The following is a 19628-nucleotide window of genomic DNA, read 5'->3' on the forward strand; positions in this document are numbered from 1 at the left end:
TTCTTGTTAAGATTTATTGTTAAATTTAACCTTACCGTTTAGCATCACCACGACGATACTCTTGTTATGACCAAAAATTTTAACCACCGTGTCGGGATTTGCACCATAAATTTTAATATCCTTAAATTTCAAATCACTCTTATAAATTTCTCCATTTTTTAGCCCCATATAAATTTCATCATCTATCAAAGCTAAACTTTTTACGCCAAAGTCTGAAATTTTTATGTAGCTCCCATCTTTTAATGTCAAAATTTCTCCGTTTGCAAGACCAAAAACCACATCACCCAAAAGCTCTTGCGAGCTTAAAACAACACTTTTTGTCCTAAATAGCTCTTTAGCTTGTAAATTTGTCAAATTGATCTCATAAACCGACCTATCCCAGCCGGTTACTATCGCCCTATCATCCAAGATAATACAGCTTGAAACTCTATAAATTTTATCAAGCTTGATCGTGTGTAATTTACCTGTTGCTACATCATAAGAGATGAATGTGTTCTTGCCGACAAAAGCATAAAGTTTGTTATTTTTAAATTTTAGATAAGAGATAGAAGTATCTAGTCCAAAAGATGATGCATCAAACACACTCTTGTCATGTGTGCCGTTTTGATTAAATTTTAAAATTTCACCATCGTTAGTTCCGACATATAAGCTATCTTTATCAAACGAAGCTGAAGTTAGCCTTTTGCCCTTTATAATACCGACTTCATCTTGCATGTTTAAATTTATGATCTTAAGTAAATTTTGGTTATCAAAAACAGCTAAGAGATCGCCGTTTTGGCTGTAAGCGCAACCGCCTATATCACCGCTTGTAATTTCCAAGTGCTGACTTGAATTTGCAAATAACAAACTCGAGAATATGATCATGTAAAATATTTTTTTCATGTTTTTCATCCTCTCTTGGTGTTATCATAGCACTAGATACGGCAAAGAGCGTTGATTTGTGTCAAGATTTTGAATAATTAGTTAATAAAAAATATATTTGTGTAGCATGGTAACATTTTAAATTTCTAAGTGATAATTACATAACTATTTTACGAATTTTTGCTCAATTTTAAAGCTTTTATCAATAAGCAAAAAATTTCAAAATTGTTTCTAAAATACCCATAACCAAGCAAAAACAAAGGCAGCAAGGTATGTTTTGAAGTTAAGTTTTTAAATTTATTTTACTTTGAATTTATAAGTTTAATAGTCAGAGTAGTATCTACACAACTCTGACTATTAAAAATTAAATTTATTTTATTTTTGTTTACTTTATTGCCTTAGATCAAAGTCGATAAAAAGACCGATCTTTTTGCCGTTGCTATAAATCTCAAACCTATATCTCATCACGGTAAGCAAACAAGAGCTTAAGACAACATTTGAAACGTAACCATTTTCGCGCGGCTCAAGTTTGGCTTTTATAACACCCATATCCATATTTACGCCGCTTATCTCAAGGCTTGGATTTTTAATATCACTAAGGCCTTCTATCTTAACAGTAACAGGCTGCATGGTGTAGATAGGTTTTGGAGAGAGCGCAAAGCTTACTTTTTTGCCTTTATACTCAACCTCACACGAGTGTTCTTTGTTTAGATCGCAAGGCAGAGGAGTTAGTTCGGTATCCAAAACAACCTCATCATTTTGCAAATTTTTTGGCTTAAAAAACAAATACGCCGAAGCACCAAAAACAGCTATCAGTAATGTAAGTATGATCATAAACTTTTTCATCTCACTCCTTTTTATTTTTGATCATTATAGCACAAAGAATTATTATGCTCTTTTTTGAGAAATTTAAACCTAAAATAGCTTTTTGTAATATTTAAGTAAGAACAATTTGACGTCAATGTCAAAATTTATGATATAAAATCAACAAAACAAAAGAAGGTCTAAAGAAAGCATTTATCATGACTGCAAGCCTTTTAGACTCTGCGTATAAGTGTATTAAAAAAACTTGGCGAAGAAAATATTATTTTAACAAACAAAAGTACTTTTGCTAAATGTATTTATAATTACATATGTAAAGTTATCAAAAACAAAATGATAGATTAAAAGTTTTAGGACGGTATGTAAAATGATAAAAATAGCCTTATATCAAATTACAAATTTTTCATAAAACAAGTTATTGCAAAAATTTAATATCTTAAATTTATATCTACATTTTAGCCATAAATTTCAAAGCTCTCTAAGCTTTGCTATCTCGTCACGCAAGGCTGCAGCTTTTTCAAACTCAAGCGCATTTGCCGCTTCAAACATCTGCTTTTTAAGCTCTTTTACGATTTTAGCTCGTTCGGCAGCCGGCATTTTTTCCATATTTTTAGCCTTTTGATAAAGCACACCCTCATCTTCGACATGCAAGCTCTCTTCGATATTTCTCGTTGCAGAACGCGGAGTGATGTTGTGAGCCTTGTTATACTCATCTTGCATTTTACGCCTTGAGGTCGTGATGTCTATCGCCTCTTGCATGGAATTTGTTACCTTTTTGCAAAACATCACAACTTTGCCGTTTACATTTCTAGCCGCTCGCCCCATGGTTTGTATCAAACTGGTTCGTGAGCGTAAAAACCCCTCTTTATCCGCGTCCATTATGGCTATAAGTGAAACCTCTGGAAGATCAAGTCCCTCACGAAGCAAATTTATACCGACTAGCACATCATAACTGCCACTTCTTAAACCGCGTATCAGCTCATTTCGCTCTATGGCGTCGATGTCTGAGTGCATATACTTTACTCTAACGCCAAGTTCGGTATAGTAGCGAGTTAGCTCCTCAGCCATCTTTTTAGTTAAAACAGTTATCAACACACGCTCGCCGCGCCCAACCACTTCTTTTATCGTATCATATAGGCTCTCTACTTGATTATCACTATCTCGTAGCTCTATAAGCGGGTCTAAAAGCCCGGTAGGACGCAAAACCTGCTCATATACATGACCTTGCGAGAGTTCAAGCTCAAGTTCGTTTGGTGTGGCTGATACAAATAAAAAATTCGCATTTTTATTTATAAACTCATCAAATTTAAGCGGTCTGTTATCAAGCGCGCTAGGCAAACGAAACCCATACTCCACAAGAGTTTCTTTGCGACTTCTATCCCCTGCATACATACCGCGAAACTGTGGTAAACTAACATGGCTTTCATCGACTATCACTAAGAAATTTCCATCATTTAGTAATTTAAAATAATCAAACATTGTATATGGAGTTTCACCCTCGCCTTGTCCCGTAAGATGACGTGCGTAGTTTTCTATACCCTTACACATCCCCGTGCCGCTAAGCATTTCAAGGTCAAATTCCACCCTTTGCTTTAAGCGCTGATGCTCGACAAGCTTACCCTCTTTCTTAAAAAATTTAAGTCGCTCATCAAGCTCTGTTTCAATATCTTTGATAGCTGACTTTAAACGCTCTTCACGCACGATAAACTGACTTGTTGCATAAAGCGTAAATTTATTTATATCTTTAGTTCGTTTGTTTTCAAGTATATCAAAATGATACATGCTTTCTATCTCATCGCCAAAAAATTCCACTCTAAGTGCCTCATCACCCCAGTACGCCGGGTAAATATCGACCACATCGCCGTTTACTCTAAAGTCACCACGATCAAAATAAGCATCATTTCGTTTATATCCCATATCAACAAGACGGCGCAAAAGCGAGCGCTGGCTTAAATTTTCACCGACATTTAGATATTGCACCATGCCTTGATACTCGCCCGGATCGCCCAAACCGTAATTAGCCGAGACAGACGCTATAACTATAACGTCATCAAAACTTAACAAGCTAGCGGTCGCGCAAAGACGCATACGCTCAAGCTCCTCATTTACAGAGCTATCCTTTTCTATAAAAAGGTCTTGACGCGGGATGTAGGCTTCTGGCTGATAGTAGTCGTAGTAACTTATAAAATACTCCACGTGGTTATTTGGGAAAAAGCCTTTAAATTCGCTATAAAGCTGTGCTGCAAGAGATTTATTGTGTGTCATTATTAAAGTCGGCATTTTTAAATTTTTTATCACATTTGCCATAACAAAGGTCTTACCGGAGCCTGTTATACCCAAAAGCGTGTTGTAACGGTTACCACCACGTATGCTACTAACGATACCGTCGATAGTGTCTTGCTGATGCTGTGTTGGGCTAAATTTACTTGAAATTTCAAACTCATTTTTCATCTTAAATTCCACTTACATTAAATTCAAATTCATAAATTTTACATTTTAGCCAAAACAATCTTATTTCAAGGCAAGTTTTTATATAAATTTTATATTTTACAAGAGAAACTCTCACGCTCCTAAAATTTGAGCTAAGCAAATACGAAGCCAAAATTTAGCGAGATACTCGTGTTGAGCAAGTAAAGACATCAAACATCACGCTGTCACTCTGCGCAAACTACTTAAAATACTCTCATTGTTAGCTATATTTTAGCCTTTGCGTGCTAAAATACAAACTTAAATTTTAAAAAAGAGGTGAATCATGTTTGAAGAAAACAAAGTACTAACCACATTAACAAGCAAAGTAAATGACCTACTTGAAAAATATGACGAGGTAACAAAAACAAACGAAGATTTACATAATCAAATCGTAACTTTAAAAGCGCAAAACGAAGCCAAAACAAACCAGATCGCACGCCTTGAAGAGGAGCTAAACAAGAAGAATAGTGAAACTGATGACGTGCTTAAAAAGATAGAAGCGGTTTTAGGAAAATAACTCGGATAACCAATGAAGCAAATCACGCTTACGATACTTTCGCGCGACTACACTATCACCCTTGATGATGATTTTGCCAAAATTTTTGAGCGTGATTGGCAAAAATTTCTAGGCGGTCAAAAATTTCTTGACCCCAAAGACGTTTTAAACGCATTTATAGAAAAATGCTACGCTGACTACGCCAAGGAAAACGACCTAAAGCGTATCATCGAAAAAATAGACAACGCCATCTTAAAGGAAGATAAATGAAAAGAGCTGCTTTTACGATGATAGAGTTGATATTTATCATAGTTGTCGTCGGTATTTTAGCTGGAGTGGCTTTGCCAAAGATATTTTTCACGCGAGATGATGCGATGATAACAAAGACAAGAACCCAGATCGTAGCCATACAAAGTGCCATATCAGCAAAATTTAACGAATCTTTAATGAGCGGAGGAGGTGCGGTTTATCCAAATTCCCTAGAAGGCTCTAACGCTTCATTGCTTTTTGACGGCGTTCTTGTCCAAGGCATTAAACCGGCAGCTAACGAGTCATCAAGCGGCTGGAGAAACGTGGGCGATACATACACGATACGAATTTCCACAAGAAGCACAAGTTTTACTTATAATGCAACTGACGGCTCATTTACTTGCGATGACGAAGGTCTTTGCGAAGAGCTAACTCAGTAATGCACTTTTACAAAGTTTCTTTTAGTGGCTTAAATTTATCCGCCCTAACATATCATTCAGATAAAAAGATAGAAAATTTTACAGCCGTAAAAGTAAATCTAAACAGAAAAGAAAATACCGGATATGTGGTTTCACAGTGTGATGAGCCGGACTTTAAAACACTTGAAATTTTAGAAATTTTACCATACTCTTTAACTAAGATTCAAGCCGAACTTGTTAAATTTATAAGCTACTACTATACTTGTAACTTTGGTGTAGCCATCGGTCTTTGTGAGGAAAACACTACCAAAGATACGCAAAATTTTACGCAAAATTTTAATAAAACTCCAACGCTAAACGAGAAGCAAAACAGCGCGTTAAATTTTATCAAGTCACACAAAACAAGCCTGCTTTTTGGTGATACGGGAAGCGGTAAAAGCGAGGTTTATATCGCGGCTATTAAAGAAATTTTAGATAACGGTGAACAAGCATTATTTTTAATGCCTGAAATTTCACTAACCCCTCAAATGCAAAAGCGGCTTGAGGGATTTTTCGGTGAAGCAGTAGCCATCTGGCACTCTAAAATTTCAGCAAAGAAAAAAGGTGAAATTTTAGAAAACATCGCAAACGGCAAGGTTTTACTTGTTGCAGGCGCTCGCTCGGCTCTGTTTTTACCGATGTCAAATTTAAAGCTTATCGTTGTTGATGAAGAACATGACGATAGCTACAAAAACACAGGCTCTCGACCTCACTATAACGCTCGCGATCTAGTGTTGTTTTTATCAAGTAAATTTGACGTCAGAGTCATCCTAGGAAGTGCTACACCAAGCCTAACAAGCTTTCACAAACAGCCTGTTTTTCGTATGCGAGGGACATTTTTTAATTCACAAAAATTCTTCATATACGATGAGAGTGAAACAGGACTTACTCAAATTTTAAAAGACGAGATCGCAAAATGTCTGGCAAACAAAAAACAAGCTGTCATCTGCCTGCCAACACGCGCAAATTTCAAATATCTCGAGTGCAAAGAGTGTGGAGAAAGCATAAAATGTCCATTTTGCAGCATAGGTATGAGCTTTTACAAAAAACAAAATGTGCTTAAATGTCAATACTGCGAATACAAAATGCCAGTCACACAAAGATGCGAAAAGTGCGGTAGCCAGATGATAGAGGCTAAAAAGATCGGCACGAGCGAGCTTTTGGAACAACTACAAAACGAATTTGCAAATGCTAGAATTTCAAAATTTGACCGCGATGAGATCACGACACAAAACAAACTCGTAAAAGCATTAAAAGAATTTAACGACGGCAAGATCGATATCCTTGTGGGAACGCAAATGTTAAGCAAGGGACACGACTATCATAACGTTGATCTAGCCGTGATAATGGGTATTGACGAGCTGCTAAATTATCCTGATTTTAGAGCAAGAGAAAAGACTCTGGCTTTAAGTATGCAAGTAGCAGGACGTGCCGGCAGGAACGGTATAGGACGGGTTATCGTCCAAAGTCGACAGCGTGAATTTTTTGAAAACTACATTAGTGATTATGATAAATTTTTAGCCGATGAGCTTAGTTTTAGAGAGAGTCTTTATCCGCCTTTTGCTAGACTTTTAAGAATAATCATCTCACATAAAAACGAAGCAAATACCAAAAAGATCATGGATGAGATGATACTTAGGATAAATTCACTTCAAAACGATCAAGAATTTCAAGTGATAGGATATGGAAAATGCGCGATCGAAAGGTTAGGAGATAAATTTCGCTATGAAATTTTAATAAGAAGCTCCTCCCATCTACCGCTTATAAATATCGCAAATATCTGCAACCAAGAGCATGCCGATATCGATATAGACCCTGTAAATTTTAGTTAAATTTCAAAAAACACGCGAAATCAAATTTTAATCCTACTTTTTATATAATAACCTTTTACTTTTAAAGGCTAAAAATTGCAAAGATATCCGACTAAACAGATAAAAATCAAAAACGTAGCTATCGGTGGAGATGCACCTATCTCGGTGCAGTCGATGACATTTTCAAAAACAAAAGATATAAAAGGCACACTAGAGCAGATAAATCGCCTATACTTTGCGGGATGCGATATCGTGCGCTGTGCCGTGCTTGATAAAGAAGACGCTTACGCGCTTAAAGAGATAGTTAAGCAAAGTCCGCTTCCTATAGTTGCCGACATTCATTTTAACTACCGCTTTGCGCTAATTGTTAGCGAATTTGTAGACGCCGTGCGGATAAATCCTGGCAATATCGGCTCAAAAGAGCGTATAAAAGCGGTAGTTGAGGCGTGTAAACAGCGAAATTTACCTATTCGCATAGGCGTAAATTCGGGTTCGCTTGAAGAGCAGTTTGAAGATAAATACGGTCGCACTATTGAAGCGATGGTAGCTTCAGCTATGTATAATATAAATTTACTTGAGGATTTTGACTTTACTGACATTAAAATTTCACTTAAATCAAGCGATGTAGAACGAACTATGGCGGCTTACCGCGCGCTTCGTCCAAAAGTTATTTATCCGTTTCACTTGGGTGTGACGGAAGCGGGAACAACATTTCACGCTACGATAAAATCAGCTATCGCTCTTGGCGGACTGCTGCTAGAAGGTATCGGCGATACGATGAGAGTTAGTATCACGGGCGAGCTAGAAGAAGAGATAAAAGTCGCAAAGGCGATACTAAAAGATAGTGGTCGCCAGCGTGAGGGACTAAATATCATCTCGTGTCCGACCTGCGGGCGCTTACAAAGTGACCTGATGGCCGCCATAAAGATTGTCGAAGAAAAGACCAAACATATAAAAGAGCCGTTAAATGTAAGTGTAATGGGCTGTGTAGTAAATGCTATCGGCGAGGCAAAGGGTGCAGATGTCGCTATAGCCTTTGGTAAGGAGAGCGGACTAGTCATGCGCCGTGGCGAGGTTGTAGCAAGACTAAAAGAGAGTGAACTAGTGGATCGGTTTTTAATAGAACTTGACGAGGAGATAAAGAGCCGTGGCGAAAAATAAATTTGAAGCGGTTGACTTTCACAACCTATACGACCTTGACATGGAAAGAGCAATACTAAGCTCGATACTCCTAAATAACGATGTTTTAAGTGAAATTTCAGATATTATAAAACCAAGCGACTTTTATCTAAAGGGACATGCTGAAATTTATACAGCGATGATGGAGTGCTTAAATTCCGACCTACCTATCGCTACTTCATTTTTAAAAAACAAGCTCGGAAGCAATTTTGATGAAAATTTAATGGTAGAAATTCTTGCCACAAACTCTATTATCGACATAACAAAATACGCAACCGAACTCAAAGAAAAATCAATCAAACGCAGTCTTATCAAGATCGCCCAACAAATACCAAGCAAAGTAAGCGAAGACAAGCCAAGCCGCGATATGGTTGATGAAATGAGCCAAGAGATTTACGCACTCATCGAAGGTGGTGTTTCTGGCGGCATAAAACAAAGCCAAGAGATCATTGAAAACATGCTTGAACATCTAAAAAAACAAGCAGAACTTGAAGATAGAGATATAGTCGGTATCGACACCGGTTTTAGAGAGCTAAACGAAATGACAAAAGGCTTTAAAAACGGTGATCTTATCATCATCGCTGCACGCCCCGGTATGGGAAAAACAACGCTTTGTTTAAATTTCATAAGCCATGTTTTAAAAAGCGGCAACGGAGTTGTTTTCTTCTCTCTTGAGATGCCTGCAGAACAGATAATGATGAGAATGCTCTCAGATAAAACATCCATACCGCTTCAAAATTTAATGACAGCAAAAATGGACGACGAAGAGTATCAAAAGCTAAGCGACGCGTGTAATGACTTCATGCAAAGCAAGCTTTTCGTCCACGATAGCGGATATGTAAATATCCACCAAGTGCGAACACAACTACGAAAACTAAAGTCCATGCATCCTGAAATTTCACTTTGTGTGATTGACTATATCGGTCTTATGATGAGCACGAACAACTTTGCCGATCGCCATGTGCAAATCGCCGAAATTTCCCGCGGATTAAAGCTTTTAGCGCGCGAACTCGATATGCCTATCATCGCACTTAGTCAGCTTAACCGAAGTCTGGAAACCCGCGCAAACAAACGCCCTATGCTAAGCGACCTAAGAGAGTCTGGCGCGATAGAGCAAGATGCGGATACTATTTTATTTGTTTACCGCGAAGAAGTTTACCTCGAACAAGAAGAGCGCGAGAAAGAAAAACGCATGAAAGCCGAGGGTAAAGAGTATAAAAGTGAGGTCGTCTTTAACAAACTTCAGGAAAATGCCGAGATCATTATCGGCAAAAACAGAAACGGCCCTGTTGGCACTGTTGAAGTTTTATTTCACAAACAGCACTCTCGCTTTGCAGATAAGCCTTACGGAGCAGCTCATATGGCGGAATTTCAAGGATAGTGAAACTTTTTAACAAGCGCGTTTATTATCTATATTTCGCGCTTTTTTGCTTTATCGTCTTTTGCATAAACCTAACCTCATCTTATATTCAATACAAAAATTTCATGGACATTGGCGAGCAAGAGATCATCGCAAAGGTAGAACTTGTCTACACAAAAACAAACGAGTCTAATAAAACATATAAAATTTTACGCCTAAAAACAAACGGCTTTAGTTTTTATACCGTGCCTCGTAAAAATATAAATTTTAAACCCTTTGATGAGCTAAAACTTACTGTCATAAACCTTGATGTTAAATTTATTGATTATTTGCGAGGAGTATTTTATATGCCATCAAACGGCATCACTCCTCTTGAGCAGAGTAAGACACCGAATTTAAGACAAAAGGCACTAAATTTTATCTCTTTGCAACATGAAAACGATAAAATTTCATCTTTATTTATGGCTCTTTTTCTAGGTGCTGCAGTCTCAAAAGAGCTTAGAGATGACATCTCACATTGGGGCATGGCTCACCTTGTAGCCATAAGCGGATATCACTTAGGCGTGATAATGGGAGTTGTATTTTTACTTTTGGCACCTGTTTATAGGTATTTTGGAGCGAGGTTTTTCCCGTATAGAAGCTATAAATTTGACATTAGTGTTATCGGTTTTGCTCTGCTTTGTTTTTATTTTTATATGATAGGTTTTATGCCAAGCTTTTTACGAGCTTTTACGATGAGCATTTTTGGCTTTATACTACTTTGTAGAAATATCAAAATTTTAAGCTTTAACACGCTTTTTATCGTTGTTTGTTTTTGTGTGGCGTTATTTCCTAGCTTGCTTTTTAACATAGGTTTTTATTTTTCTTGCGCAGGTGTGTTTTATATATTTTTATATCTGCACTACTTCAAGGATAAATTTAGCATACTCACGCACTCTTTGCTTTTAAATTTTTATGTATTTTTGGCGATGGAAGTAAGTGTGCTTTACTTTTTTCCGCTCATTAGCTTTCAGCAAATAGCCGTTATACCGCTTAGTTATATTTTTATCTTGTTTTATCCTCTCAGTTTCATACTACATTTGTTTGAGTATGGCGGAATTTGTGATGAGCGGTTGGCTTGGTTTTTAAGCTTTAAGTTAAGCTTTACAAATGCCACTATACCGCTCTTAGTATTTCTAGGCTACAACCTACTCTCTTTTTTAGCTATAAAATTTAAAGCCGTTATGCTAACCTTACCCCTGCTTGGAGCTCTTTGCTTCATTATCTTTTGTATTTTCTAAAAAACTGCAAAGCTTAAGCCCGTAAAGAAAGATGATCCATGAGATGTATATCCATACAAAAAATAACAGCGCCACAGAAAATGAGCCATAAATACTAAGGTAAGTTTTGTTATTTGCAGCATAAAAGACAAAGATATTTTTGCCAAGATACCAGATAAGTGAGGCTACAAATGAGCTTAAAAGTGCGTTTTTAAAAGCTATAGGACGACTAACAGAGATGAGATAAACTATGCAAAATATCGCCCAAATTATAAGATATGGAAAAATGCTTAAAAAATTTATCCAATTTGTGTATTCGTTAGAGTTTAATAAATTTTGCAATAAATTTGAGAGATAAAAGCTAAGTCCAAGCCCGATAGGAGCCAAAGTTATAAGCGTCCAATACACGCTAAGAGAGCTAAAAAAACCACGTCCTTCACTTTTCATTATCTTGTTTATTACGTATTCATAATCTATAAAAAACATTATCGAAGTAAATATAATAGCCCCAAGTCCAAGTACCCCAAGTGCAGAGCTGTTTTGTAAAAATGTCTCGATATACCCTGTGATCGCCTCTTGATTTGATGGCAATAAAGATGAGAATATAAACTCTTTTATCTTACCGTAATAAACGCTAAAGCTGGGCATCTGCGTGAAGATAGAAAATGAAATAAGAAGTACCGGGATGATAGAGAGTATAGTGTGAAAGCTAAGGCTTGATGCGTAGTGAAACAACTCTTTATCTTTTGCTTTTAATGCTAAATTTAACCAAAGTTTGAAATTTTGCTTAATGTTTGCTTGTCTCATTTACGCCTGCTTTCTTTGAAATTTTCACAAAAATAATATGTAAAATAGTTGAAATTTCTAAACAAAATGAGCAAAATCTAACAAAAAGGGCGCATATAACGCCCAAATTTTATAATCCCATCTTGCCTGGGTTTAAGATATTATTTGGATCAAAAGCTCTTTTTATCTCTCTAAAAAGCGCCATTTCGGCATCACTAAATGCCAAAGGCATAAATTCCGCCTTGCTAATACCTATACCGTGTTCGCCAGAAAGTGTTCCGCCAAGCTCAACCGTTATCTTAAAAATTTCCTCTATCGCCTGATGTCCGTTTTTAACTTGAGAGGGGTCATTTTTGTCAGCTACCATTACATTTGTATGGACATTTCCATCGCCAGTATGCCCAAAACACGGCACTTTTACACCGTATTTTACAGATACCTCGGCTATCCTTTTAAGAAGCTCCGGAAGTCTTGAGCGTGGCACCGTGATGTCTTCATTTAACTTTAATGTGCCATAGATATTTATAGCTTGAGAGCAGTTTCTGCGCGCAAACCAGATGTCATTTCGCTCGCTCGCGTCTTTTGCTATCTTAAATTCACCAGCTCCGTTTTCCTTAAATACACGCTCTATCGTCGCCAAGTCTTGCTCTAAACCAGCCTCAATATCACCATCTACGTCAGTTATCAGCAATGCCCCTGCTTCTTTTGGTAAACCTTTGGAGAATTTCTCCTCTACCGCATTTATACAAAGAGCGTCTAAAAACTCCATAGCTACCGGCGTTACTCCTGCCGCCATACTTTTATATACGGCATTCATGGCAGTTTGGACACTTGGGAAAATTCCCATTGCCGTCTTGGTAAATTTAGGCTTTGCTATAAGTTTTAACGTGATCTCCGTGATAACAGCTAAAGTGCCCTCTGAGGCTATTAAAATTCCTGCTATGTTATAACCTGCAACATCTTTTATAGTGCGTTTTCCAGCACGTATAACCTCGCCATTTGGTAGCACGGCACGAAGTGCCATTACATAGTCTTTGGTTATGCCGTATTTTGCCGCTCGCATACCGCCTGCATTTTCACTGACATTTCCGCCTATAGTAGAGTAGTCTTGACTGGCAGGATCTGGTGGATAAAACAGTCCTTGCTCCTCAACCACGCGCTGCAAGTCCATGTTTATGCAACCTGGTTGCACGACTGCAACCATATTTTGCATATCTATCTCTAAAATTTTATTCATATGCTTTTCAAAGGCTAAGACCAAGCCGCCTTCATGAGCCAAAGCCCCACCCGTAAACCCGCTTCCCGCACCTCTTGGCACGATTGCAAGCTTGTTTTCGTTGCAGTATTTTAAAATTTTACTTACATCACTTTCATCCCCAGGAAAGAGCACGCCGTCTGGCAAATGACGCTTTCTAGTTGCGTCATAGCTATATGCCATTAGGTGAGCTTGATCAAAATAAGCATTATCTTCACCTAGCAAATTTTGAAAGAATTTTATATGTTTTTTGTCTAGCATAACTATCTCTCTTTATCAAACAGCAAGTCATAGTGCTGGTCGTAATTATTAATATGCGCGCTATCTAGCTTCCAAAACACCGTATCTATCCCACTAACTCTAGTATAAAATGGCAGTTGATAGTATTCAACTTCACCTGTTTCAAATTCTTTTAAAATTTCAAAACTTTGGCAGTCGGCAAAGACGCTTCTTCCGTCCATAGCAACAAAGATAAGTCCTGCCGCACTTTGTGAACACATCTTTCTAAAGTCATCGCGATTTGGATTTGGCTTATATTCATAACTTAAATAAGCACCGACAAGATCGGGATGTATAAATATCATATTAGGAAAAGCAGAAACTATCTCATCATAAATTTCTTTATTTGGAACAACGATAACGGAACGATTATAAAGGTAGTTTAACACCACCGTATCACCTACCTTAGGTGCAACTCCAGGTAAAGGAAGGGCTGATTGCTCAAGCATATCAAACACTTCAAATCTAACCTTAGCAAAGCCGCCGCTTTTAGATACAACGCTAACACGAGCTATGATCGTGCTTTGTGTATTAAATTTATGAAGCACTACGCCGCTTGAACCAAGAACTATCTCCGGACTATCTACGATCGTAGCCGTATCATCTGCATCTATGCTTAAAATCGGGGTTTTGTATTCATTAAAATGAAAACTGGCCGCAAAAACAGAATTTAAAAAAAACAGTAAAATAAAAACAAAACGCTTCAAGCAACATCTCCTGTGTATTCTAAAATTTTAATGATTATAGCTTAAGTTACTTTATTTTTTGCAAAATTTAAAGAAATTTTTAGTAAAATCAAATCTATTTTTACGCTAAGGATGTTGATGCTACGGGCTTTTACAACTTTTTTATTATTATTTATAAATTTATACGCCATAAATCCGACCGTAGAAGAGCTAAGCTGGCCAAATGGTATATCATTTTTAAATTTCTTAGAAAACAACAAAATGCCGCTTTCGCTTTTTTATGAACTTTCAAGCGAAGATAAAGAGCTTGCTGCAGAGATAATTGCAGGAACAAAATACCAAATTTTAAAAGACAAAGACCAAAACACTATCCAGGTTTTAGTTCCTGTTAGTGACGAGTTGCAGCTACATATCTTTAGAGATAAAAAAGATAATTTTAGCCTTGAGTTCATACCTATATCATACCAGTCTTACGATAAAGTAGTAAACATCAGCATACAAAAGTCACTCTCTGAAGATCTGTTTGACTACACAGGCTCTGCATCTCTTGGAATAGCGATAAGGCAAATTTTTAAAGGCGAGGATATAGACTTTAAAAAACTTCAAAAAGGCGACCGCATAGTGGTTGTTTATAACCAAAAGATCCGCATGGGAAAGCCGTTTAATACGCCTGAAATTTATGCCGCCATGATAGAAACAAGAAATAAACGCTACACGATGTATAAATTTGAAGATAAATTTTACGATAAAAACGGCAAAAAAAACGATAAATTTCTGCTTGTCCGCCCGTTATTAAATGCTCGCATAACATCACCTTTTACAACAAAACGCTTCCATCCTATCTTGCAAAGATACCGCGCTCACTTAGGTGTTGATTATGGTGCTCCAAGAGGAACTCCGATACGATCTGCAGGAGATGGAACAGTAAAATTTGTAGGAACTAAAAGTGGATACGGCAAAGTTGTTATCATAAAACATGCCGGTGGCTACGAAACACTTTACGCGCACGTAAACGGCTTTGCTAAAGGACTTAAAACAGGTCAGAGCGTAAAACAAGGCGCACTAATAGCATATGTTGGCTCAAGCGGGCTTAGCACGGGACCGCATTTACACTTTGGTCTTTACCAATCAAACAAACCTATTAATCCAGAAAGCGCGCTTAAGACGGTTAAAAGCGTAACAAACGCAAAAGAGATGGCTAAATTTAAAGGCGTAGTAAGTTCAAATGACGCCCTAATAAAAAAAGCTATAGCGCAAGGTGAAACGGATAAGAAATTTGAATTTTTTCCAAATATTATAGAATTTTAAAGAGGCGAAATGGGCGCAGAACTTGAAGAAGCTAAAGAGATAATAGATCAACATCTAAACGAAGAAAACGAAAAGGTTGATCTTACGCCGTATGATCTGGCTCAACACCTTAAAACCTTAAAAAAACATGACGAAGATCTTTATAATGAATACCTTGAAAAGCTAGATCCTGAAAGTCTTGGTGACGTAGCTATCGAACTTCCTGATCACATGCTAAAAGACGTGATCGAAACCATCCCTTCAGAGAAGATCGTCGAAGCACTTGAAGAGCTTGAAAGTGACGACGCTACAGATCTTTTGCAATACATCGAAGATATCGATGAGGAAAAAGCAAAAGAGCTTTTTGACGGACTTGACAAAGAGGATCAAGACGAAATTTTACGTCTTAGAAGCTACGACGAAAACGAAGCCGGCGCATATATGCAGACCGAGCTTTTTAGTGCAAATTTAAACGAAAAACTAAGCACGGCGGTTGAGCGACTAAGAGAGCAAAAAGAGCTTGGCGAACTAGAAAACGTCTCGCAACTGTTTATAACCGATGAAAGGCACATCTTAAAATTTGCCATACCGCTTGAGGATTTGATACTTTTTGACTTTAACTCTAGCCTAAAAGATATCATAGAAAAAAGTGAAGAGGATAAATACAAACCGCACGTTGCTATGGACAACGACCCTATAGAAGAGGTAGTAGAGGTTGTTCAGGATTATGATATGAACTCTATAGCCGTTGTGGACACGAGAGGAGTTTTGCTTGGTCGTATCACAACAGATGACATTCACGACTTTATTCAAGAGCGAGCAACGGAACAAATTTATAACCTCGCAAACGTAGGTGATGCCGATGAAGAGGAAAATTCTCTCTTAAATGCAACCAGATCAAGAGGAATTTGGCTTTTTGTAAATTTATTTACCGCTATCATCTCATCAAGCATCATAGGTCTTTTTGACGACGCTATCGCAAGCTATGTCGCGCTTGCCGTTTTGATGCCCATAGTTGCTTCAATGGGCGGCAATACCGGCACTCAAGCACTTACTGTTACCGTTAGACGCCTAGCTCTTGGCGAGATAGAATTTAAAAACGCCAAACCAGCCCTTATCCGAGAGCTTGGTATCGCTTTTATTAACGGACTTATCTTTGCGGTGTTAATCGGGCTTGTGGCGGCATTTTGGTTTAACAGACCGATGCTTGGCGTTGTTATAGGAACAGCCATGCTTACAAATTTCTTCTTTGCCGGATTTTTTGGCACGGTGATACCGCTGGCTTTAAAGAAATTTAACATCGATCCTGCTGTTGGCTCAAGCGTTTTACTTACTACAGTAACTGATGTAGTTGGATTTTTTAGCTTTTTAGGACTTGCAAAATGGATACTACTATAACTGATATTAAAATTTTAGAATGCACAGACTCAAAATTTGTCCGTCCTTACAGGATCAGCTTCACGCAAGACGGTATGCGCCGCAACTGGGACTGCGTGCATGTGCACGATAGTGTTTCGATATTGCTTTATCATGAGAACAAGGATGCTTTCTTACTAGTTAAGCAGTTTCGCCCTCCTATCTGGTATAACCTAAGCAAGAGTGGAGAAAATTATGAAGAAATGGGCTACACATACGAACTTTGCGCCGGGCTTATGGATAAGGGCTTAAGCGAAGAGCAAACCATCAAAGAAGAGGCTATCGAAGAGGTTGGCTTTAAGTTATATAGTGTCGAGAAAATAGCCGTCACACACGGAGCTCTTGGCTTTGGAGGCAACAAGCAAACAATGTTTTACGCAGCTATTAACGACGATATGAAGATAGGTAGTGGCGGCGGGATAGACGGTGAACGCATAGAGCTTGTCTATCTTAAACTAGAGCAAGTGCGCGAATTTATGACAAATGAACAAAAGATTAAATCCCCAGGTTTACTTTTCGCATTTATGTGGTGGGGAAACAAATTTAAAAGAGATATAGTATAAATTTACGCGATATCAAAGAAATTATAAAATAAACATTTATCTTAAAATCGTTAAATTTAAAAAGAAATCTTTTTTAATATCGCAAACAAAATAACAAACGCCAAAAAAATACCTACAAGCAAAATGTAATCAGACATTTTTAGCTCCATTTGTGAAACTTCTTCGGTATTGTAACAAATTTTTTAAAAACCTGCAAAATTTAAACATAATAAAGATATTTATTAAGGCAAATATCATACAATAAAACAAAAATCAAAGGATAATAATGAGTAGAAAACAAAGCCTTTTTATAAACAGAGAACTTAGCTGGCTTCGTTTTAATTCGCGAGTTTTAGCACAATGCAACAAAGACATTCCTCTGCTTGAAAAGCTTAAATTTTTAGCCATTTATACGACAAATTTGGACGAATTTTATATGATACGTATAGCTGGTCTTAAACAACTTTTTGCCGCAGGTGTAGTAACTAGCGGTAGTGACGAAATGAGCCCGTTAGATCAGCTTAGAGAGATACGAAAATACCTGCAAAACGAACATAAAATCGTAGAAGCGCACTATAACGATGTTAAAAATTCTCTCGCGAAAGAGAATTTATTTATCAAAAACTACGAAGAGCTTGATGAGGGTTTAAAACAAAAATGCGACACATACTTTTTCTCAAATATTTTACCTGTAATAGTTCCTATCGCTGTTGATGCGACGCACCCTTTTCCGCATTTAAATAACCTTAGTTTTTCGCTAGCCGTGAAACTTTCAGACGTAGAGCATCCTGAAATTTTAAAATACGGCATGATACGAATTTCTCGTGTTTTACCAAGATTCATACAGCCAAACGAGAATGTCTACGTGCCTATCGAAACGATAGTAAAACGCCACGCAGAAGAGATATTTCCAGGATATAAGCTCATTAGCTCATGCGTGTTTAGAGTTACCAGAAACGCCGATATAGTCATAGAAGAGGAAGAAGCCGATGACTTTATGATGATACTAGAACAAGGCTTAAAGCTTCGCAGAAAAGGCGCTTTTGTCCGCATGCAAATCGCTCATGACGCAGACCCAGAGATACTTGAATTTTTAAATTCTCACATGAAAATTTTCCACAAAGATATTTATTATTCAAAGATACCACTAACATTAAGCTCGCTTTGGCAAATCGCCTCAAACAAGGATTTTAGTCATCTTGCAAATCCTCTTTATACGCCAAAAACTCTCCCGCCATTTGGAGAAAATATTAATATCTTTGAAGCTATCGATAAAGAAGACATTATGTTAATGCACCCTTATGAGAGCTTTGATCCGGTTGTGCAGTTTGTAAAAGAGGCGAGCAAAGATCCAAAGGTTATTTCAATACGCATGACGCTTTATAGGGTCGATAAAAACTCGCCTATAATCCAAAGTCTAATAGACGCTGCAAGTGATGGCAAACAAGTAACGGTAATGGTTGAGCTAAAGGCGCGTTTTGACGAGGAAAATAACCTACACTGGGCAAAAGAGTTAGAAAACGCCGGCGCACATGTTATATACGGTATAACAGGATTTAAAGTCCATGCTAAAGTTAGTCAGGTCATCAGACAAGTTGGAGATAAACTTAAATTTTACATGCATTTTGGAACAGGCAACTACAACGGTAGTTCTGCAAAAATTTACACCGATATTAGTCTATTTACTTCAAGAAATGAATTTGCCAACGACTCGACGATATTTTTCCATATCCTTTCTGGCTATAATAAAAATCGCCGCCTTCAAACCCTCTCAATGTCGCCATTTCAGATAAAAGAGCGCATCATAGAAAAAATAAAATTTGAAGCAAGCAAAGGCAAAGAGGGTAGGATCATCGCCAAAATGAATGCTCTTATAGACACCGATGTCATAAACGAGCTAAGCAAAGCCTCAAATGCAGGAGTAAAGATCGATCTTATCGTAAGAGGCGTATGTGGACTTAGGCCAAATGTAGCAGGTAAAAGCGAAAATATCCGTGTGCGTTCAATCGTCGGCAAGTATCTAGAACACGCGAGAATTCTATACTTTAAACACGCTGAGCCTAAAATTTATATCTCAAGCGCCGACTGGATGCCTAGAAATTTAGAGCGTCGACTGGAGCTTATGACGCCTATTTACGAGCCTAGACTTCAAGAGCGAATGCTTGAACTTTTAGAACTTCAACTAAGCGATAACGAACTAGCATTTGAGCTGCAACAAGACGGCGAATACAAACAACTAACGGTAAAAGATAACGAAAAGTCAATAAATAGCCATGATGTTTTAGAAGCTTATGTAAATAAAATTTACAAATCCCTAAAGAAAGACACGGATAAGGCAAAAGCCGATCTTATCGCAACAAAACTACTAAAAGAGAGTTAAGTCCCGCAGTTTGTGGGACTTTTGCCTTTATTA

The 19628-nt window shown here is 37.6% G+C and carries 17 protein-coding genes; 11 read left to right on the plus strand and 6 right to left on the minus strand.

Annotated elements, in window-relative coordinates; genetic code table 11:
- Window positions 1-6: 6 nt before the first annotated feature.
- From CCAL_RS05770 to uvrB, 3 genes are all read right to left on the minus strand, one after another.
- Window positions 7-882 (minus strand): WD40 repeat domain-containing protein, encoded by an 876-nt coding sequence (locus CCAL_RS05770; RefSeq protein ID WP_170015627.1) that lies wholly within the window; start codon window positions 880-882, stop codon window positions 7-9.
- 369 nt (window positions 883-1251) lie between these two features.
- On the minus strand, window positions 1252-1707 hold the full coding sequence (locus CCAL_RS05775) for a hypothetical protein (protein ID WP_170015629.1): 456 nt from the start codon (window positions 1705-1707) through the stop codon (window positions 1252-1254).
- A gap of 444 nt (window positions 1708-2151) precedes the next feature.
- A complete protein-coding gene (uvrB, locus tag CCAL_RS05780; RefSeq protein ID WP_170015631.1) occupies window positions 2152-4134 on the minus strand; it encodes an excinuclease ABC subunit UvrB in 1983 nt (660 codons plus the stop codon).
- Window positions 4135-4435: 301 nt separating this feature from the next.
- On the opposite strand from uvrB, the gene CCAL_RS05785 reads away from it, so the two are divergent.
- From CCAL_RS05785 to CCAL_RS05815, 7 genes are all read left to right on the plus strand, one after another.
- Window positions 4436-4669, plus strand: coding sequence for a hypothetical protein (locus tag CCAL_RS05785; protein ID WP_169937426.1), 234 nt, complete (start codon window positions 4436-4438; stop codon window positions 4667-4669).
- 12 nt (window positions 4670-4681) lie between these two features.
- A complete protein-coding gene (locus tag CCAL_RS05790) occupies window positions 4682-4918 on the plus strand; it encodes a hypothetical protein (RefSeq protein ID WP_169937424.1) in 237 nt (78 codons plus the stop codon).
- Window positions 4915-5337 (plus strand): type II secretion system protein, encoded by a 423-nt coding sequence (locus CCAL_RS05795; protein ID WP_170015633.1) that lies wholly within the window; start codon window positions 4915-4917, stop codon window positions 5335-5337. The genes CCAL_RS05790 and CCAL_RS05795 overlap by 4 nt, the downstream gene beginning before the upstream one ends.
- Window positions 5337-7187, plus strand: coding sequence for a primosomal protein N' (locus tag CCAL_RS05800; protein WP_170015634.1), 1851 nt, complete (start codon window positions 5337-5339; stop codon window positions 7185-7187). Before CCAL_RS05795 ends, CCAL_RS05800 begins: the two co-directional genes overlap by 1 nt.
- Before the next feature lie 75 nt (window positions 7188-7262).
- Window positions 7263-8327, plus strand: a complete 1065-nt coding sequence (ispG, locus tag CCAL_RS05805) for a flavodoxin-dependent (E)-4-hydroxy-3-methylbut-2-enyl-diphosphate synthase (protein ID WP_170015636.1) — start codon at window positions 7263-7265, stop codon at window positions 8325-8327.
- Complete coding sequence (locus tag CCAL_RS05810; protein WP_169937416.1) at window positions 8314-9726, plus strand: replicative DNA helicase; 1413 nt, start codon at window positions 8314-8316, stop codon at window positions 9724-9726. The genes ispG and CCAL_RS05810 overlap by 14 nt, the downstream gene beginning before the upstream one ends.
- Entirely contained in the window at window positions 9726-10985 is a 1260-nt protein-coding gene (locus tag CCAL_RS05815; RefSeq protein ID WP_170015638.1) for a ComEC/Rec2 family competence protein, read from the plus strand. The genes CCAL_RS05810 and CCAL_RS05815 overlap by 1 nt, the downstream gene beginning before the upstream one ends.
- Here CCAL_RS05815 and CCAL_RS05820 read toward each other — a convergent pair.
- From CCAL_RS05820 to CCAL_RS05830, 3 genes are all read right to left on the minus strand, one after another.
- Window positions 10938-11771 carry a YihY family inner membrane protein gene (locus CCAL_RS05820; RefSeq protein ID WP_169937413.1) on the minus strand — a complete coding sequence of 278 codons (834 nt, stop codon included), beginning with the start codon at window positions 11769-11771 and terminating at the stop codon, window positions 10938-10940. The genes CCAL_RS05815 and CCAL_RS05820 overlap by 48 nt on opposite strands.
- Window positions 11772-11880: 109 nt before the next feature.
- Window positions 11881-13266, minus strand: coding sequence for an FAD-linked oxidase C-terminal domain-containing protein (locus CCAL_RS05825; RefSeq protein WP_169937411.1), 1386 nt, complete (start codon window positions 13264-13266; stop codon window positions 11881-11883).
- Between the two features lie 2 nt (window positions 13267-13268).
- A complete protein-coding gene (locus CCAL_RS05830) occupies window positions 13269-13991 on the minus strand; it encodes a plasminogen-binding N-terminal domain-containing protein (protein WP_170015640.1) in 723 nt (240 codons plus the stop codon).
- A 117-nt stretch (window positions 13992-14108) separates the two neighbouring features.
- Between CCAL_RS05830 and CCAL_RS05835 the strand changes: the two genes are divergently transcribed.
- The 4 genes from CCAL_RS05835 (at window position 14109) to CCAL_RS05850 (ending at window position 19595) form a co-directional block, all read left to right on the plus strand.
- A complete protein-coding gene (locus CCAL_RS05835; RefSeq protein ID WP_169937408.1) occupies window positions 14109-15278 on the plus strand; it encodes a peptidoglycan DD-metalloendopeptidase family protein in 1170 nt (389 codons plus the stop codon).
- A 9-nt stretch (window positions 15279-15287) separates the two neighbouring features.
- On the plus strand, window positions 15288-16655 hold the full coding sequence (mgtE, locus tag CCAL_RS05840) for a magnesium transporter (protein ID WP_169937406.1): 1368 nt from the start codon (window positions 15288-15290) through the stop codon (window positions 16653-16655).
- On the plus strand, window positions 16640-17236 hold the full coding sequence (locus tag CCAL_RS05845) for an NUDIX domain-containing protein (protein WP_169937404.1): 597 nt from the start codon (window positions 16640-16642) through the stop codon (window positions 17234-17236). Before mgtE ends, CCAL_RS05845 begins: the two co-directional genes overlap by 16 nt.
- Window positions 17237-17501: 265 nt before the next feature.
- Window positions 17502-19595, plus strand: coding sequence for an RNA degradosome polyphosphate kinase (locus tag CCAL_RS05850; protein WP_170015642.1), 2094 nt, complete (start codon window positions 17502-17504; stop codon window positions 19593-19595).
- Window positions 19596-19628: the final 33 nt, after the last annotated feature.

Origin of the sequence: Campylobacter sp. RM6914 (assembly GCF_004803835.1) — a bacterium.
Taxonomy (GTDB): domain Bacteria; phylum Campylobacterota; class Campylobacteria; order Campylobacterales; family Campylobacteraceae; genus Campylobacter_A; species Campylobacter_A californiensis.

Coding starts and splice junctions, on each gene's coding strand:
- CCAL_RS05775 (WP_170015629.1), bottom strand. CDS start 1,707: ATGAAAAAGTTTATGATCATACTTACATTACTGATAGCTGTTTTTGGT.
- CCAL_RS05785 (WP_169937426.1), top strand. CDS start 4,436: ATGTTTGAAGAAAACAAAGTACTAACCACATTAACAAGCAAAGTAAAT.
- CCAL_RS05790 (WP_169937424.1), top strand. CDS start 4,682: ATGAAGCAAATCACGCTTACGATACTTTCGCGCGACTACACTATCACC.
- CCAL_RS05820 (WP_169937413.1), bottom strand. CDS start 11,771: ATGAGACAAGCAAACATTAAGCAAAATTTCAAACTTTGGTTAAATTTA.
- CCAL_RS05850 (WP_170015642.1), top strand. CDS start 17,502: ATGAGTAGAAAACAAAGCCTTTTTATAAACAGAGAACTTAGCTGGCTT.
- CCAL_RS05845 (WP_169937404.1), top strand. CDS start 16,640: ATGGATACTACTATAACTGATATTAAAATTTTAGAATGCACAGACTCA.
- CCAL_RS05800 (WP_170015634.1), top strand. CDS start 5,337: ATGCACTTTTACAAAGTTTCTTTTAGTGGCTTAAATTTATCCGCCCTA.
- mgtE (WP_169937406.1), top strand. CDS start 15,288: ATGGGCGCAGAACTTGAAGAAGCTAAAGAGATAATAGATCAACATCTA.
- uvrB (WP_170015631.1), bottom strand. CDS start 4,134: ATGAAAAATGAGTTTGAAATTTCAAGTAAATTTAGCCCAACACAGCAT.
- CCAL_RS05770 (WP_170015627.1), bottom strand. CDS start 882: ATGAAAAAAATATTTTACATGATCATATTCTCGAGTTTGTTATTTGCA.
- CCAL_RS05825 (WP_169937411.1), bottom strand. CDS start 13,266: ATGCTAGACAAAAAACATATAAAATTCTTTCAAAATTTGCTAGGTGAA.
- CCAL_RS05835 (WP_169937408.1), top strand. CDS start 14,109: ATGCTACGGGCTTTTACAACTTTTTTATTATTATTTATAAATTTATAC.
- CCAL_RS05795 (WP_170015633.1), top strand. CDS start 4,915: ATGAAAAGAGCTGCTTTTACGATGATAGAGTTGATATTTATCATAGTT.